Source organism: Coleofasciculus sp. FACHB-1120 (assembly GCF_014698845.1).
In the GTDB taxonomy this organism is placed as follows: Bacteria; Cyanobacteriota; Cyanobacteriia; order Cyanobacteriales; family FACHB-T130; genus FACHB-T130.
This window is the reverse complement of the sequence record NZ_JACJTV010000001.1, coordinates 441,555-455,742: the sequence shown is the minus strand read 5'-3', so window position 1 is coordinate 455,742 and position 14,188 is coordinate 441,555. Positions and strand designations below refer to the sequence as shown.

16 protein-coding genes are annotated in these 14,188 nt (G+C 48.0%); 12 read left to right on the top strand and 4 right to left on the bottom strand.

Features of this window, described 5'->3' with window-relative positions:
* Positions 1-79 precede the first annotated feature (79 nt).
* On the top strand, positions 80-2,218 hold the full coding sequence (locus H6H02_RS01915; protein ID WP_190814062.1) for an NACHT domain-containing protein: 2,139 nt from the start codon (positions 80-82) through the stop codon (positions 2,216-2,218).
* A 42-nt stretch (positions 2,219-2,260) separates the two neighbouring features.
* Here the strand turns inward: H6H02_RS01915 and H6H02_RS01910 are convergent, their stop codons facing one another.
* Positions 2,261-2,992: a carbonic anhydrase gene (locus tag H6H02_RS01910; RefSeq protein WP_190814060.1), complete on the bottom strand. Its 732-nt coding sequence runs from the start codon at positions 2,990-2,992 to the stop codon at positions 2,261-2,263.
* A 194-nt stretch (positions 2,993-3,186) separates the two neighbouring features.
* Between H6H02_RS01910 and H6H02_RS01905 the strand changes: the two genes are divergently transcribed.
* The 5 genes from H6H02_RS01905 to ndk all read left to right on the top strand — a co-directional run bounded on the left by H6H02_RS01905 (position 3,187) and on the right by ndk (position 9,657).
* Positions 3,187-4,620 carry a carotenoid oxygenase family protein gene (locus H6H02_RS01905; RefSeq protein WP_190814057.1) on the top strand — a complete coding sequence of 478 codons (1,434 nt, stop codon included), beginning with the start codon at positions 3,187-3,189 and terminating at the stop codon, positions 4,618-4,620.
* Positions 4,621-5,758: 1,138 nt separating this feature from the next.
* Positions 5,759-7,123: a tRNA (N6-isopentenyl adenosine(37)-C2)-methylthiotransferase MiaB gene (miaB, locus tag H6H02_RS01900; RefSeq protein ID WP_190814055.1), complete on the top strand. Its 1,365-nt coding sequence runs from the start codon at positions 5,759-5,761 to the stop codon at positions 7,121-7,123.
* Positions 7,124-7,167: 44 nt separating this feature from the next.
* Entirely contained in the window at positions 7,168-7,761 is a 594-nt protein-coding gene (locus H6H02_RS01895; RefSeq protein ID WP_190814054.1) for a hypothetical protein, read from the top strand.
* Between the two features lie 123 nt (positions 7,762-7,884).
* The gene (locus tag H6H02_RS01890) at positions 7,885-8,976 is read left to right on the top strand and encodes a D-alanine--D-alanine ligase family protein (protein WP_190814052.1); all 1,092 of its coding nucleotides are present in this window, start codon (positions 7,885-7,887) and stop codon (positions 8,974-8,976) included.
* Positions 8,977-9,207: 231 nt separating this feature from the next.
* Entirely contained in the window at positions 9,208-9,657 is a 450-nt protein-coding gene (gene ndk, locus H6H02_RS01885; RefSeq protein ID WP_190814051.1) for a nucleoside-diphosphate kinase, read from the top strand.
* Between the two features lie 104 nt (positions 9,658-9,761).
* Here ndk and H6H02_RS01880 read toward each other — a convergent pair whose 3' ends face one another.
* Positions 9,762-10,481, bottom strand: coding sequence for a TerC family protein (locus H6H02_RS01880; protein WP_190814049.1), 720 nt, complete (start codon positions 10,479-10,481; stop codon positions 9,762-9,764).
* A gap of 254 nt (positions 10,482-10,735) precedes the next feature.
* Between H6H02_RS01880 and psaM the strand changes: the two genes are divergently transcribed.
* Both psaM and H6H02_RS01870 read left to right on the top strand, forming a co-directional pair.
* Positions 10,736-10,831: a photosystem I reaction center subunit XII gene (psaM, locus tag H6H02_RS01875; RefSeq protein ID WP_190413318.1), complete on the top strand. Its 96-nt coding sequence runs from the start codon at positions 10,736-10,738 to the stop codon at positions 10,829-10,831.
* A gap of 242 nt (positions 10,832-11,073) precedes the next feature.
* The gene (locus H6H02_RS01870; RefSeq protein WP_190814047.1) at positions 11,074-11,463 is read left to right on the top strand and encodes a hypothetical protein; all 390 of its coding nucleotides are present in this window, start codon (positions 11,074-11,076) and stop codon (positions 11,461-11,463) included.
* A gap of 54 nt (positions 11,464-11,517) precedes the next feature.
* On the opposite strand, the gene H6H02_RS01865 is transcribed toward H6H02_RS01870, so the two are convergent.
* Positions 11,518-12,234: a tetratricopeptide repeat protein gene (locus H6H02_RS01865; RefSeq protein WP_190814045.1), complete on the bottom strand. Its 717-nt coding sequence runs from the start codon at positions 12,232-12,234 to the stop codon at positions 11,518-11,520.
* Positions 12,235-12,311: 77 nt separating this feature from the next.
* Between H6H02_RS01865 and H6H02_RS01860 the strand changes: the two genes are divergently transcribed.
* The 3 genes from H6H02_RS01860 (at position 12,312) to H6H02_RS01850 (ending at position 13,740) form a co-directional block, all read left to right on the top strand.
* On the top strand, positions 12,312-12,500 hold the full coding sequence (locus H6H02_RS01860) for a hypothetical protein (protein WP_190814043.1): 189 nt from the start codon (positions 12,312-12,314) through the stop codon (positions 12,498-12,500).
* A 216-nt stretch (positions 12,501-12,716) separates the two neighbouring features.
* Positions 12,717-13,181: a hypothetical protein gene (locus H6H02_RS01855; protein ID WP_190814041.1), complete on the top strand. Its 465-nt coding sequence runs from the start codon at positions 12,717-12,719 to the stop codon at positions 13,179-13,181.
* A 10-nt stretch (positions 13,182-13,191) separates the two neighbouring features.
* The gene (locus tag H6H02_RS01850) at positions 13,192-13,740 is read left to right on the top strand and encodes a glutathione S-transferase family protein (protein ID WP_190814039.1); all 549 of its coding nucleotides are present in this window, start codon (positions 13,192-13,194) and stop codon (positions 13,738-13,740) included.
* 94 nt (positions 13,741-13,834) lie between these two features.
* Here H6H02_RS01850 and H6H02_RS01845 read toward each other — a convergent pair whose 3' ends face one another.
* The gene (locus tag H6H02_RS01845; protein WP_190814037.1) at positions 13,835-13,972 is read right to left on the bottom strand and encodes a photosystem II reaction center protein K; all 138 of its coding nucleotides are present in this window, start codon (positions 13,970-13,972) and stop codon (positions 13,835-13,837) included.
* A gap of 52 nt (positions 13,973-14,024) precedes the next feature.
* Here H6H02_RS01845 and H6H02_RS27465 point away from each other — a divergent pair, with 52 nt between their 5' ends.
* A complete protein-coding gene (locus H6H02_RS27465) occupies positions 14,025-14,150 on the top strand; it encodes a hypothetical protein (RefSeq protein ID WP_277922494.1) in 126 nt (41 codons plus the stop codon).
* Positions 14,151-14,188 lie beyond the last annotated feature (38 nt).

Here is a 14,188-nt window from a genome sequence, read left to right as displayed (position 1 = left end):
TATTGAATTAGGATTAGCCGTCTGGAAAAAGCAACGGCTAACTTGTAGAAATAACTAAAACCAACTTATCCCTACCCCTATGACAGGATTTGAACCCGTAGTTGCAGATGCAGCAATCAAAGGTCTAGCTGGCGTTGTGATTAAAACGGTTTGGGACGGTGGAGGTAAAGCTTTAAGCCGGGTAGGCGGAAGTCTAAATGAGAAAACTCAGCAGCTAATTTATGACGCATCGCACCAATATCTCAAAAATTATACTAAGCGTCATGGCATTCTAAAAGTAAAAGTTTTGGAAATGCGAGAGCCTATAGCTTTAGAGTCAGTCTATACAGGGGTTCAGTTTTTAGATGATAGGAATATTCGGCAGTTTGAAACAATTGATAGCTTAGAAACAGCTTTCCGCGAAGCACAAAGGCGCAGTTATCAGAATAAAGACTGTCCAAAGCAAGACGGAATGAAGGTTGCTAAAGAAAAGCAGTATCTAATGGTACTGGGTGGCCCAGGAGCGGGAAAATCCACATTTTTGCGGCGCATGGGACTGGAAGCACTCAAGATCAACAAGGGAGAATTTAAGCACTCCTGTATCCCCGTTTTCATCGAACTCAAAAGATTTAGCGATGGTGACATCAATATTGAGAAAGCCATCAGTGATGAGTTTCGCACTTGTGGTTTCCCTTCACCTGAAGAATCTACCAAAGAATTATTAAAAAATGGCAAGTTGCTAATTTTGCTGGATGGTTTAGATGAAGTGCCGACAAAGAATTTGAATGAGGCAATTGGTCAAATCCAGGACTTTGTTGACCAACATGATAAAAATCGCTTCATTGCCTCCTGTCGCACTGCTGCCTATCGCAGTGGGTTCCGTCGGTTTAGCGATGTGGCAATGGCAGATTTTGATGATATTCAGATTGAGCAGTTTATTAATAACTGGTTTCAGTCAGAGGCCGATAAACAGACGGGAACAGCACCAAAATGCTGGGAGATCCTGCAAAAACCAGAACATAAAGCTGCCAAAGAATTAGCTCAGACACCCTTATTGTTAACGTTTCTCTGTCTGGTATATGACCGTTCCCAAAGTTTTCCTGATAATCGTAGCGTTCTGTATCGCAAAGCGTTGCGGATATTATTAGAGGAATGGGCATCAGAAAAGCGAATTTTGCAAGATGAAATTTATCAAGGACTGCATACAGAGCTAGAAGAGATACTTCTATCTGAGATTGCCTACAAAGGTTTCGAGGCAGATCGATTATTTTTCTCGCAGCGAGAGGTTGTTGAGCAAATCAAAACCTTTTTGGCGAGTAATTTGAATGCGCCTCAACATCTAGACGGCGAAGCGGTTCTGAATGCGATTGCTATTCAACAAGGTATCTTAGTAGAGCGAGCGGAGGATATATTTTCTTTCTCTCATTTGACGTTACAGGAATATTTAACTGCTCAGTATATTGACGATCATCGGCAAATCGAGAAGCTAGTTACCGAACACCTCACAGATCAACGATGGCAAGAGGTCTTTTTGCTGATAGCTGGGTTAATGCGTGGTGGTGCAGATGAATTGCTGTTGCTGATGGAAAAAGAAGCTAAAAAGTATATCAACCCCCGTAAATTTCCATTTCGATTCCGAACATCCAAGTTACAAGCTTTACTTAATTGGGCAGAACAAGCAACGACGGGATCTGAAAGTAATATTAAACCCGTGGGTAAAAGGGCGATCGCCAACACCATCGCCATCGCCATCGCCAACGTCATCGCCAATGTCAACATCGGCACCTTCTCCAACGCTGTCAGCGTCGCCAATGCCATCGCCTACGCCTACGCCGACACCGACACTAACGCCATCGCCATCGCCATCGCCTTCCCCGACGCCGACGCCATCACCATTGCTATCAGAAACACTGGTGAAATTGAAAAACTAAAAATCTTTAAGAATGTAAATTTTACTGTGCTGATTGCCCGACTGCAAGCACTCAAAGCAAAAATTCCTGACTATGAACAATCAGGGTTAGCGTGGCGGGAATTTAACAATCGTCTCCTGCAAACCTTGCTCAATGCTTTCAATCTCAGCTTAGAAATGGTCAATTTAACTAAAGAAGAAATAAAGGCATACAACAATTATCTCTATGCCAATTACCTGGTATTGCAGTGCAAACAAGCAGCGGTGCGAGTGTCGCCCAAAACATGGGAAGAGATAGAGGAAAGAATGCTGCTGGCTCCTAATAACTGAAATTGCAGGTACCAGCAGATAAACGCTTAATAACGTACACTTTTATCGCGCGGTAGAACCTCTGTAAATGCGTTCTGCTTGCTCCGGAGATAACAGCATTGAGGCGATTCGCTCAGGTTTAGGCTCTACAGATTCATCGTGATTGGTGGAAAGCTGGCTGTAGAGTGGTAGGTACTCCTGACGGATAGTATCGTACCCCCAAACATCTCCCGTTTCAATGTGATAAATCCAGGCGTGGAGAGACAGTTTGCCTCGGTGAAGTTTAGCGCGAATCACTGGATAAGTCCGCAGATTTTCGATTTGCGTTAGTACGTTCTCAGCAATCGTGGCTTCCAAAAGTTCTTCGCCAGAAAGCCCCGTGTAGTTCTCTCTAATCAGCCGACGTGTCGCTTCTGCGTGTTTTAACCACTCGTAAACCAACGGCATTTCTGCCTCCAAACCCTCCAACTTTAACAGCCCTTTCATCGCGCCGCAGTGGGAGTGACCGCAGACAACAATTTGCTGGATATCTAAAGCATGAACAGCATATTCAACGGTTGCACCTTCGCCGCCATTCGTTGCACCAAACGGCGGAATCAGGTTGCCAGCATTGCGGATGACAAACAGTTCGCCGACAGCCGCCTGAGTAATCAAATTCGGATCGATGCGAGAATCAGAGCAGGCGATGAACAGCACCCTCGGTTTCTGACCGTGAGCGAGTTGCTCGAACAATTCCTGGTGTTCGCTGAAGTAGTTGCTTTGAAACTCACGCAGCCCTCTAATCAGTTTCTTCATATAAAGCCAATTTTTACTCTAGCGATCGCGATCCCTTCCCTGTAAATCATAGGATGCGAACCGACACGTCGGCGTTTTGCGATCGCACTTCCTCTCATATAGCAGCACGCCCGCAAGATCGTTCACACTCAAGAAAGACCTTGCTTAACATTACTTAATTTTATCCCCATTCTGTTGCGTTCTATTTCTGAACTATGACCACAGCCACGAAACCGTCAACCCGTAAAGCTTGGGCAAATGCGATCGCCCAACCTGCACAAGAATTTCCTCTGACTCCCCTCCCGCTCCTTTCTGGCAAAATCCCGGAAGGGTTGCGCGGCACCCTCTACCGCAACGGCCCAGCCCGCTTAGAACGTGGCGGCATCCGGGTGGGACACTGGTTTGATGGGGATGGTGCGATTCTAGGGGTGCATTTCAGTGATGCTGGTGCCTCTGGTGTCTATCGCTACGTTCAATCAGAGGGATACCAAGAGGAAGCCAAAGCAAATCAATTGCTCTATGGCAACTATGGCATGACCGCACCAGGCCCCATCTGGAATCAATGGTTCAAACCGATTAAAAATGCCGCCAATACCTCGGTACTGGCTTTGCCGGATAAACTGCTGGCACTGTGGGAAGGCGGCAAACCCCACGCCCTCGACCTGCAAACCCTGGAAACTTGGGGATTAGATAATTTATCGGGATTGGGTGACGGATTATCTTATTCCGCTCATCCCAAGCGCGACGCCCAGACTGGGGAAATTTTTAACTTTGGGGTTTCACCCGGACGGAATGCAACCCTGAATATTTATAAAAGTGACTCCACAGGCAAGATTCTCCAAAAGACGGCAGTTCAACTAGATGGCATCCCAATGGTGCATGATTTTGTCCTCGCTGGGCAGTATTTAGTCTTTTTCGTGCCGCCAGTGCGAGTGAACGCGCTGCCATTGCTAACAGGCATCAGCAGCTATAGCGATGCGCTGGAGTGGCAACCAAAGCTGGGAACTCAGTTTTTGGTTTTTGACCGCGAAACCCTGTCGTTGGTAAGTCGTGGCGAAACTGAACCCTGGTATCAGTGGCACTTTGCGAATGGCTATGTAGATGCCAGCGGATCGGTAATTGTGGATGTTGTCCGCTACGAAGACTTTCAGACCAATCAGTATCTCAAAGAAGTCGCGACGGGTGAAACCCGGACTCGTGTCAAGAGTACCCTGTGGCAAATTCATCTCAACCCGGCAAGGAGTCAGGTAACAAGCATCCAAGAAGTCTTAGATCGGCACTGTGAGTTCCCGGTTGTGCCACAGCATCTGGTTGGTCAAGCTTCGCCCCATACTTATCTATCGGTACATCGGCAGGGTGTAGAGATTAGCCAAGAACAATTTGGCGCGATCGCTCGTTTTGACTCTAAAACTGACACTCTAGAAGAAGCCGATTTGGGTGAGAATCGTTATCCCTCAGAACCCATCTATGCCCCTGATGCTCTAAATCCCGAACAGGGTTGGGCGTTAACGGTGGTGTATGACGGCAACACCGATACTAGCGAAGTCTGGGTTATGAATAGCGATCGCCTTTCGGAGCAACCTGCGTGTCGTTTGGGATTACCCAGTACGATCCCCCCTAGCTTCCACGGCACCTGGAAACCAGCCTAGGAGCCTATCAATGTTGTTTTGAAGTCTCGTTGAATCTTCTGTAGGGGCGCAAGCAAGAGTGCCTCTACAGACCCTCAAGGCTCGAAATCTCGCCTTTCTCTATCCTCGGGCGACTCCTTCATTAAACCAGACCTTCATCAACCCAGAGAGCGATCGCCTTCTTCGCTAATTTCCAAGGTTACATCTATGGCGTTTCTCTATTGGGGTTTCTCTGCTGGGTGAAATATATTGCGATTCTAACGTTCAGTAGGGGGCAGGGCAATGCCATACCCCATACTAATGTATTGCATCTAATAGAGAATTTATCTACAATTTTTTGGCTAAAAAATTATCTATTTTTCTTAAAACAAGGTGAAATAAGCCAATCCAAAAGGCTCATACAAAAAGCCCGTTTTCTTCAAGAAAACGGGCTTTTAGAATTTGGTGATTATTTGGCTAATGTTGACTGTTTTAATCCTCACAGAAAATAGAAAAACCGACCTGTGGAACTGGGCGAGCCTGGGTTGACTTCTATGTCAAATCAAGATGAAGCGACGCCCTCAAAGCGGCTTCAGAATTTCCTCTTCCTCTTCGTCCGCTACCGCGATGGGCACTGTCATGCCTTGAATCATGGGTGAATAAGTGTTTTTGAGCTGAATCTGTTTGCTGCAAATTTTCCGAGAGATCCCGAACGTTTGGTAAATTCACCGCAAAACCAGTAACTAACAGGCTTGATAAGAAGAGGGAGCTGTAAAGGCGCATAGTAGATGTCTCGTCAGAGCTTCTATTGCCTGATTCGGACTCTCTGATGCATAATCAGGATAAAATTGCAAAACAATCTGAATAACTGAGTTTAAAATGCAGTAATTTCTTGCTGAATTCGTAGAATAAACGCCCTACTTTGTTCCCGCAATTTTTTACAAGCGTCAGAAAATATAGGCTTGCCTGAAGGGGTAAGAACGCCGACTCACCGCTGCTGGGGTTATAGATGCTTGGATATAGGTGCTTGGCTACCGTGAGAGCGATCGCTCTCGAACTTTGGCAACGCTCACGGGCAATTTTGGAAGTTTTCGATGTAAAGACGCGATAGCTGTATTCTCCAGATAGGTACTATAGATATACAGTTCCGATTACTTTCATTGATTTGTTGTAGCCGTCCATGACCACTTCTCCCCGCCGGTATCACATCACCACCTTTGGCTGCCAGATGAACAAAGCCGACTCAGAGCGTATGGCTGGCATCCTGGAAAATATGGGCTTTGAATGGTCAGAGGAACCTGAAAATGCAAACCTGATCCTGTACAACACCTGCACCATTCGGGATAACGCTGAGCAAAAAGTTTATTCCTACCTAGGCAGACAGGCGAAGCGCAAGCACGAACAACCAGATTTAACACTGGTAGTTGCGGGTTGTGTCGCTCAGCAGGAAGGGGAAGCACTGTTGCGGCGGGTGCCAGAATTAGACTTAGTCATGGGGCCGCAACACGCCAATCGCCTCCAAGATTTGCTGGAACAGGTATTCAACGGCAATCAGGTGGTGGCGACTGAGGCAGTTCATATCATTGAAGACATCACCAGGCCGCGCCGCGACAGTAAAGTGACAGCTTGGGTGAATGTAATTTACGGCTGCAATGAACGCTGTACTTACTGCGTGGTTCCCAGCGTTCGCGGCGTCGAGCAATCACGGACTCCAGAAGCGATTCGCGCCGAAATGGAGGAAATAGCGCGTCAAGGATATAAGGAAATCACCCTACTGGGGCAAAATATCGACGCCTACGGACGGGATTTGCCCGGAATCACGGCAGAAGGGCGACACCAGAATACGCTGACAGACTTGCTTTATTACGTTCATGATGTGCCGGGGATTGACCGAATTCGGTTTGCAACCAGCCATCCTCGCTATTTCACCGAACGGTTAATTCGAGCTTGTGCCGAATTGCCCAACGTGTGCGAACATTTCCACATTCCCTTCCAGTCGGGAGATAACGACATTTTGAAGGCAATGGCACGGGGTTACACTCATGAGAAATATCGCCGCATCATTGACACGATTCGTCGGTATATGCCAGATGCCTCAATTAGTGCGGATGCGATTGTCGGGTTCCCTGGAGAAACCGAGGAACAGTTTGAGAATACGCTGCGCTTAGTGGAAGAAATTGGTTTTGACCTGTTAAATACGGCTGCTTATTCTCCTCGTCCGGGGACACCCGCAGCCCTGTGGGAGAATCAGCTGAGCGAACAGGTAAAAAGCGATCGCCTTCAACGTCTCAATCACTTAGTTTCAATTAAAGCGGCTCAAGCGTCCCAGCGTTACTTCGGTCGCATCGAAGAAGTCTTGGTTGAAGAGCAAAATATCAAAGATCCCACTCAGGTAATGGGACGCACGCGGGGTAACCGTCTCACCTTCTTTACCGGCAACATTGCCGAACTCAAAGGTCAAGTGGTGAAAGTCAAAATCACCGAAATTCGCGCGTTTAGTTTGACTGGAGAAGCATTGGAAGTGCATCAGCCAGTGCCGGTATAAGATTTTTAGGTGGCTCAGAGGATTTCGCGCTGCTAGCATCTGCTATGAAAACATTTATCACCTTGTGGAAACTTGAAGTAAGCTCTCGCCTCCCACTCCTCCGGCGAGACTTACAAGAAGCGGTTTATCTTCCCCCTCGCATTGCTTACACTTTATACAACGCGCTGATATTGGTGTATTGGACGGCAATTGCTACGGGAAGCATTGCTTGGTTGACTTGCCGCTTTACTTACTTACTCGGTGTTAGCACTCGTCAACTGATTCTTCCTAAACAGGAACCGCTTCAGCTCAAGGGTAAAAAACCCCCGGTTCAGGCGATTCAAACTTCCACCGCTAAGGCACCCCTCCCCACTGCCAAACCAAGCCTCCAGGCTTCCACCGCCACGACGCCAGCCCCCACGGCAACACCCACCCTTCAGACTCCCCCAGACCTGACACCAGTCGCTAGCGCACCTCCAGCCGTGGAAAAAATCGCACTTAGCGAGTTGACAACTACGGCGGCTCAAAAGGTCAAAGCGGCGAATCCCGATCGGGTCGTCCTGGCACGACCTTGGGGCAGAGGATGGCGGATTGCCGTGCTGGAGCCGGAAGAGGCGATGACTGTCCAACGTCCCTGGAAACTCGTTGTCCGCTCCTGAGCGAGGCAAATAACACTGGCATCATAAGAAAGAGGGTTGAGAGAGTTCCCGTATCGGAGTTCGTCTCTACGCCTCTCGGCTGTAGTAAACTATCGGCGGTGTGCAGTGTCAGGAGTATCCGAAATGAATAAAATGCGGGTGGGATTGCTGTTTGGGGGTTGTTCGGGAGAACATGAAGTTTCGCTAAGTTCGGCACGGGCGATCGCGCAAGCTTTGAGTGCCGAGCAAAACAGCGCTAAGTACGAACTCCTGCCTTTCTACATCCACAAGGATGGACGTTGGCAAGCCGGGGAACTGGCTCAACAAGTTTTAGCCTCTGGAAAACCGCCAGAATCCGCACTCGCCTCAGGAAACTCTCAGCAACCTTTACCCAGCCTCGAAAATGCAACTCGCTGGCAATTTCCCCCCCAAGCGGCTGAGGTAGATGTCTGGTTTCCCATCCTCCACGGCCCGAATGGGGAAGATGGCACCGTTCAGGGGATGATTAAATTAATGCAGGTGCCTTTTATCGGGACTGGGGTTTTAGGTTCCGCGGTAGGAATGGACAAAATTGCCATGAAAATGGCATTTGCCCATGCGGGATTGCCTCAAGTGAAATATATCACCGTTAACCGATCGCAAGTGTGGTCAAATCCTTGTGTTTTCCCCAAGCTTTGCGAAGAAATTGAAGCGACACTCGACTATCCCTGTTTTGTGAAACCGGCGAATTTAGGTTCATCGGTGGGAATTTCCAAAGTGCGATCGCGTGCTGAGTTAGAAACGGCCCTCGATAACGCCGCCAGCTACGACCGTCGCCTGATTGTGGAAGCAGGTGTGGTGGCGCGGGAGTTAGAATGTGCCGTTTTAGGGAATGATAATCCTAAGGCTTCTGTCGTTGGAGAAATTACCTTTGACAGTGATTTTTACGACTACGAAACGAAGTACACCCAGGGACGAGCGGATTTAGCAATCCCGGCAAGTGTGCCAGATGCCGTCTCTACTCAAATCCAAGAAATGGCTCTCCAAGCGTTTGCAGCAGTTGATGGAGCTGGTTTAGGACGGGTGGATTTTTTCTATGTTGAAGCGACAGGAGAAGTATTGATTAATGAAATCAATACGATGCCAGGTTTTACGGCAACGAGTATGTATCCCCAACTTTGGCGGGCGACGGGTGTTGCTTTCCCAGAATTAGTCGATCAACTGATCCAACTAGCCTTAGAACGTCATAACGGGTAGATTGGCGGCAATTCATTTAAACTTTTAACGCAAAGGTACGCGAAGGAAACCGCAAAGGTAGCCAAAGGAGATTTGGGTGAGATGCTCAATTTGGGAGTGTCAACGCGGTGGGAATTTACTTAAAGTTGATCTTCGTGTCCTTTTGCGTAAACCTTTGCGCCCTTTGCGTTAAAAAGCCTTCTAGTCTAATCTGTGTTTTGTATCAGTTTGTAAAATCTAAAGGAGATAAACTTGGAACGGACATTTGTCATGGTCAAGCCTGATGGTGTACAGCGCAACCTCGCGGGTGAGGTCATCCGGCGCTTTGAAGCCAAAGGTTTTACTCTGGTTGGCTTAAAGTTGATGAGTGTGAGCCGGGAACTGGCAGAGCAGCACTATGACGTACACCGAGAAAGACCGTTTTTTGCGGGTTTGGTCGAGTTTATCACCTCTGGTCCAGTAGTCGCGACGGTATGGGAAGCCGATGGAGTGGTCGCAGCCGCTAGAAAAATAATTGGGGCGACCAACCCCCTGACCGCTGAACCGGGTACAATTCGCGGCGATTATGGAGTTAGTATTGGTCGCAACCTCATCCACGGTTCCGACGCTATCGAAACCGCGCAGCGCGAGATTGCTCTGTGGTTTAAAGATGAAGAACTGGTGAGCTGGAAGCCGAGCTTGACTTCCTGGATCTACGAGTAAGTAGTGAATGGCTAATCGCGGACGGCTCGTAAGAACGGCTCTTAAACACGGTTCTTAAATAATCTGCTATCGGCGATTAGCCATTCCCAACGCTTTTATTTTGCCTAACGCTTTTGCTCTTCCTTCTGCTGAATCTCTGCGGTTTGCTCACCGGGGACGCGCTGAGAAAATCCCCAAGCGAATATCACCCCAATACAGGCAATGGTTAACCACTCTGGCGGCACCAAATCTGGTTGAATTGCTTTGCAAAGCAATCGTAATCCTACAAGGGCAACGGTGATATAGCCAGCATCCTGAAGATGGACAAATTCATCGAGCCAACGGATGAATAAGCCAGCCATAAACCGTAGCGTAATCACTCCAATCGTACCTCCGGTGAGAACCAGCCAGGTATCTTTAGAAATTGCGATCGCTGTAGTGACGCTATCAAGGGAAAAAGCTAAATCGGTGACGGCGATTATCGGAATTGCCTGCCATAGAGAAGCAAATCGCGGCCCATGATGTTCCCGATCTTCCTCTTCGTCGGAAGTAAAATACTGAAACACCAGCCAAAGCAGATAGAGTGCCCCCAATAACTCAAACTGCCAGAACTGAACCACCCAGGTTGCTGTCAGAATCAAAGTGATTCGGAGGATGTAGGCAACTGCTAATCCGAAATTGAGGGCGCGACGCTGGAGCGCGCTGTCTTCTAAGCCTTGGGCAATAGCTGCTAGGGCGATCGCGTTATCCGCTGACAGCACTGCCTCTAATACAACTAGAACAAGCAGTACAAGGGGAGCTTCAAGTCCCGGATTGAGCGGAGAGTTCAGGATTTGGTCTAGCATTCACGCAAGCTTCAAACTGGAACTATCAAACTAAAAGCAAAAATTAACTGGCTAAATTGTGCCAAAATGATTGCTGTCTTAACTAAGCTTAACCTTTGTCGGGAAAAATTAGTCGGAAATTCCATTAAGGAAGCCAAATGGTAGAGCTAGAATTTTTACGCAGCTGTGTTGCATCTTGTTACAAGATGGTTAGATTGGGCATAATTTAGCCGAAATTGTTGAACTATAAACCTGAAATAAGGAGTTGGTAAACGATGTCGATATCCGATACCCAAGTGTATATTGCTTTAGTTGTGGCGCTGTTTGCTGGCATCATGGCATTCCGGCTATCAACGGAACTGTACAAGTAGATGTCACCCCTTGCTAGGGACTAGCCGCTGATGGCAAGAGAGAGTGAGGGGATGAAAGGGCTTCAGTACACATCGACTCCCCTTCTCCCGCTCCCTCTTCCCCTCGTTTCTAGTCCTTAGCACCCATTCTCTACTTTCTGAATACACTTGCAGCAACTCTAGGCAGGTGTACCTCCCTTAAAGCCTTTGACATCTATCGACAGACATAGTGGCGCTTGCGTCTAGAGTGGTATCCTGACACCATGAATGCTATTGAACCCTTACAACCTCATCAGCAACCGGCACCAAACAGCCGGGTAGTTCCTCGGACGCGGCGACAACCGCGACGCCATCCTAACCGGGCGATCGCAATAGAAACGACAGCTAAATTAGCGGTAAATGTAGTGCTTTCAGCGGCAGCGATCGCGGCTCTCGCACAACTTTTGCCTTACCATCTTTCTCAGCAAACAAAGCTGGGAGAAATCCGAGAAGAAGTGAAGCGCACAGAAAAACGTGTCAATCGTTTAAGTAATAACTTCAGCCGCTACTTTGATCCCCAGCAAGCCAAAAGCGTGATGCAGGAACAAAGCCATCGAGTAGACCCCTCTCAGCGTCAAGTTGTGTGGCTGGATAATAATACGAGTGATGAGTAACAAGTGATGAATAAAAATTCAAAATATTTTAAATTTTGAATTTTGAATGGTTACTCAAGCGCTGATAGGTTTCAGCAGTTGGTTCATCCAATTTTCGACTTGCAAGCGCAAGCGTCCGGCAGAACCAAAAGGAGCCAGCACAGCCAGAGCATTCTGATAATCAGCGATCGCGCAGTTCCAGTCGCCGTGCAGATGATGGGTACGACCCCGCTCTGCGTAGATATTCCCTTGTAGCTGACCTAATCTCAGCACTAGGTCAAAATTTTCTAACGCCAAGTCGTAAAGTCCCAGATCCCGAAAGGTGATCCCTTGGTTAATCCAAGCCCGAACGTTGCCAGGGTTGAGATCCAGGGTCATTTCGTAGTCGGCGATCGCTTCTGCCAACTGTCCTAGGGAAGCGTAGTAGTTAGCGCGATTGTTATAAACACTGTCTAAGTTGGGATCGAGTTCCAAAGCCGTGTTATAGTCGGCGATCGCTTGCTCCTTTTGACCGTTCTGGAAATAAATCAACCCCCGGTTGTTATAGTCAGCCGCACTGGTGGGGTTCAGTTCGATGAGGGTCGTCAGGATAGCGATCGCGCCATTGCGATCACCGTGTTGAGCTTTTTCCTGTGCTAAGGCGCGTAGAGAGCGAACGGATTGGTTCTGGCGTCCTCCAGATATTGAGGTGACTAGATTAAAACGCCTTGGAACTGCGCCGGTGGTCGATGAAACCGGCGAACCGTGTTGGTGTCTTGCCTGGTCTTGAAAATTGATTGCGCGAGCGTTCATAATCATCCTCAAGGGTACCTTGGACTTATCTATCTGAAATCACTTTAGCGGCTTCCTATTCGTTGCCGGGGTGTTCTGTGTCACTGCATAAAGCGTCTTGCAGCACGGGAGCGATCGCCTATACCTTCAATTCGGTTTGGATGTCCTTAATGAAATCTACAGCCCCAATCCAGAGCATTACTGAAACCATGTATAGCGACTCCCGAAATCTCGCATCTACTCGTTTGGGAGAACTAACGACTGTGAAGCTTGCAGGATTGGCATAGGCAAAAGTTATGGATTTTCTGTGGGGGATGGGAGGGGTGAAAATCCTACGACGATGCAAACGTGCAAAAGGTCAAGGGAAAATTTCCAGCGATGCTCCCGACGGCACTTCTCGCCCACTGCCCCAACTCAATAGATGCTGGTAGAATGCAAGCGATACTTACGCGATACTCAGGCGCTCTCGTCGGTGTTTGGCAATCGTTCAATAAAACCGTCCTATGACAACTGCAACTTCTTATCCCAATGCTCCCGATCTCAGCGAAGATGACTACCTGCTCCTTGGCTTAGCCACTTGTTTCTTCAAGGAAGATGGCGAAGTCCAAGAAGTCAACATTATTGAACCCATCCCCTCAGCTGCTCTGGAAGCAATTCTTAAAGGGATTCCGACCTCTTACAAGATGGCTGTTGCAACCACAATGGGTGCAGTTCTCGTCGGTGATAACCTCCACAAGCCAGCAGATTTCCCAGAAGAGGCGCAATTTAGCGATGAGTTTGCTTTTCGGGCGATCGCATCTGTTCGCACCTATAAGAACAAACCAGAAGCTAAATCCCATATTCCTCTGGGTACTAGCCGCAATGACTTTAACTATTCCGTCGAACGCAAGCGAGTGCTAAATGCTCAGCGCGTTATCCGCAAAGAAGACAACGTGAAACAACACTCCCACACCCATAAAGTTCTTTAGGCTATCTGTGATGTTGAAATTGTATGGCGGTGCCCGTAGTCGGGCATCTATTGTCAAGTGGTATCTCGAAGAGTTGAGCGTTCCTTACGAATTCATCCAGCTTGATATGCAATCAGGCGCTCATCAGCAACCAGAGTTTCTGGCAATTAACCCGATGGGAAAAGTCCCGGCAATTGTCGATGGGGATTTTCAGCTCTGGGAGTCAGGAGCAATTCTGCTGTATCTCGCCCAAAAGTATGGCAAGATGCCAGCCACTCTGGAGGAACAAGCACAAATCATCCAGTGGGTAATATTTGGCAATGCCACTTTGGGACCAGGGATTTTTGTGGAAGCGAGTCGGGAACGTGAAACGCCTAAGTTGTTGACACCGCTGAATGAAATTTTGGAACGGCAACCGTTCCTATTAGGCGAGGAACTCACGGTTGTCGATGTAGCGGTAGGGTCGATTCTGGCTTATATACCCATGATGCTGAAGCTCGACCTGAGCGAATATCCAGCAGTTGTCACCTATATCCAGCGACTCTCAAAACGTTCTGCTTTTCAGAAAGCGATGGGATAGCGTTAAACAAGTTTTAGGGATTAGCTTTTTGCCTACCCTAAATCACGAAAGGGCACCCACGCGGGTGCCCTTTCAATTTTTTGGCAGTTCAGGTTTAGCGGAAACCCACAGATGCTTGCCAAACGAAAGCCAACAACAAGAAGAACACAGGGATGACCGGGAGAACGTCTACCAGGGGGTCAAAGAAGGAGTAAGCTTCCGGCAGTTTTGCCAACAGCAGTGCTGCTTCCATAATTTAAATCCACCTTTCCAACACAGTTTTAAGAATTGACAAGTATCTTAACATGACTCGGCTGTTAGCTGGACGCGATTTCAGCCTATATGGAAATTTACTTTTACTCAGCGGTGGCGATCGCTCTAGAGCGATCGCCACCGCTAAAATTCTCCAAAATTGCGATCGCTCTCCCTAAAACTAGCCAACTCAATTTTCACACGCTTGTCGCCGTGC

Coding starts and splice junctions, on each gene's coding strand:
- H6H02_RS01915 (WP_190814062.1), top strand. CDS start 80: ATGACAGGATTTGAACCCGTAGTTGCAGATGCAGCAATCAAAGGTCTA.
- H6H02_RS01910 (WP_190814060.1), bottom strand. CDS start 2,992: ATGAAGAAACTGATTAGAGGGCTGCGTGAGTTTCAAAGCAACTACTTC.
- H6H02_RS01905 (WP_190814057.1), top strand. CDS start 3,187: ATGACCACAGCCACGAAACCGTCAACCCGTAAAGCTTGGGCAAATGCG.
- miaB (WP_190814055.1), top strand. CDS start 5,759: ATGACCACTTCTCCCCGCCGGTATCACATCACCACCTTTGGCTGCCAG.
- H6H02_RS01895 (WP_190814054.1), top strand. CDS start 7,168: ATGAAAACATTTATCACCTTGTGGAAACTTGAAGTAAGCTCTCGCCTC.
- H6H02_RS01890 (WP_190814052.1), top strand. CDS start 7,885: ATGAATAAAATGCGGGTGGGATTGCTGTTTGGGGGTTGTTCGGGAGAA.
- H6H02_RS01880 (WP_190814049.1), bottom strand. CDS start 10,481: ATGCTAGACCAAATCCTGAACTCTCCGCTCAATCCGGGACTTGAAGCT.
- psaM (WP_190413318.1), top strand. CDS start 10,736: ATGTCGATATCCGATACCCAAGTGTATATTGCTTTAGTTGTGGCGCTG.
- H6H02_RS01870 (WP_190814047.1), top strand. CDS start 11,074: ATGAATGCTATTGAACCCTTACAACCTCATCAGCAACCGGCACCAAAC.
- H6H02_RS01865 (WP_190814045.1), bottom strand. CDS start 12,234: ATGAACGCTCGCGCAATCAATTTTCAAGACCAGGCAAGACACCAACAC.
- H6H02_RS01855 (WP_190814041.1), top strand. CDS start 12,717: ATGACAACTGCAACTTCTTATCCCAATGCTCCCGATCTCAGCGAAGAT.
- H6H02_RS01850 (WP_190814039.1), top strand. CDS start 13,192: ATGTTGAAATTGTATGGCGGTGCCCGTAGTCGGGCATCTATTGTCAAG.
- H6H02_RS01845 (WP_190814037.1), bottom strand. CDS start 13,972: ATGGAAGCAGCACTGCTGTTGGCAAAACTGCCGGAAGCTTACTCCTTC.
- H6H02_RS27465 (WP_277922494.1), top strand. CDS start 14,025: ATGACTCGGCTGTTAGCTGGACGCGATTTCAGCCTATATGGAAATTTA.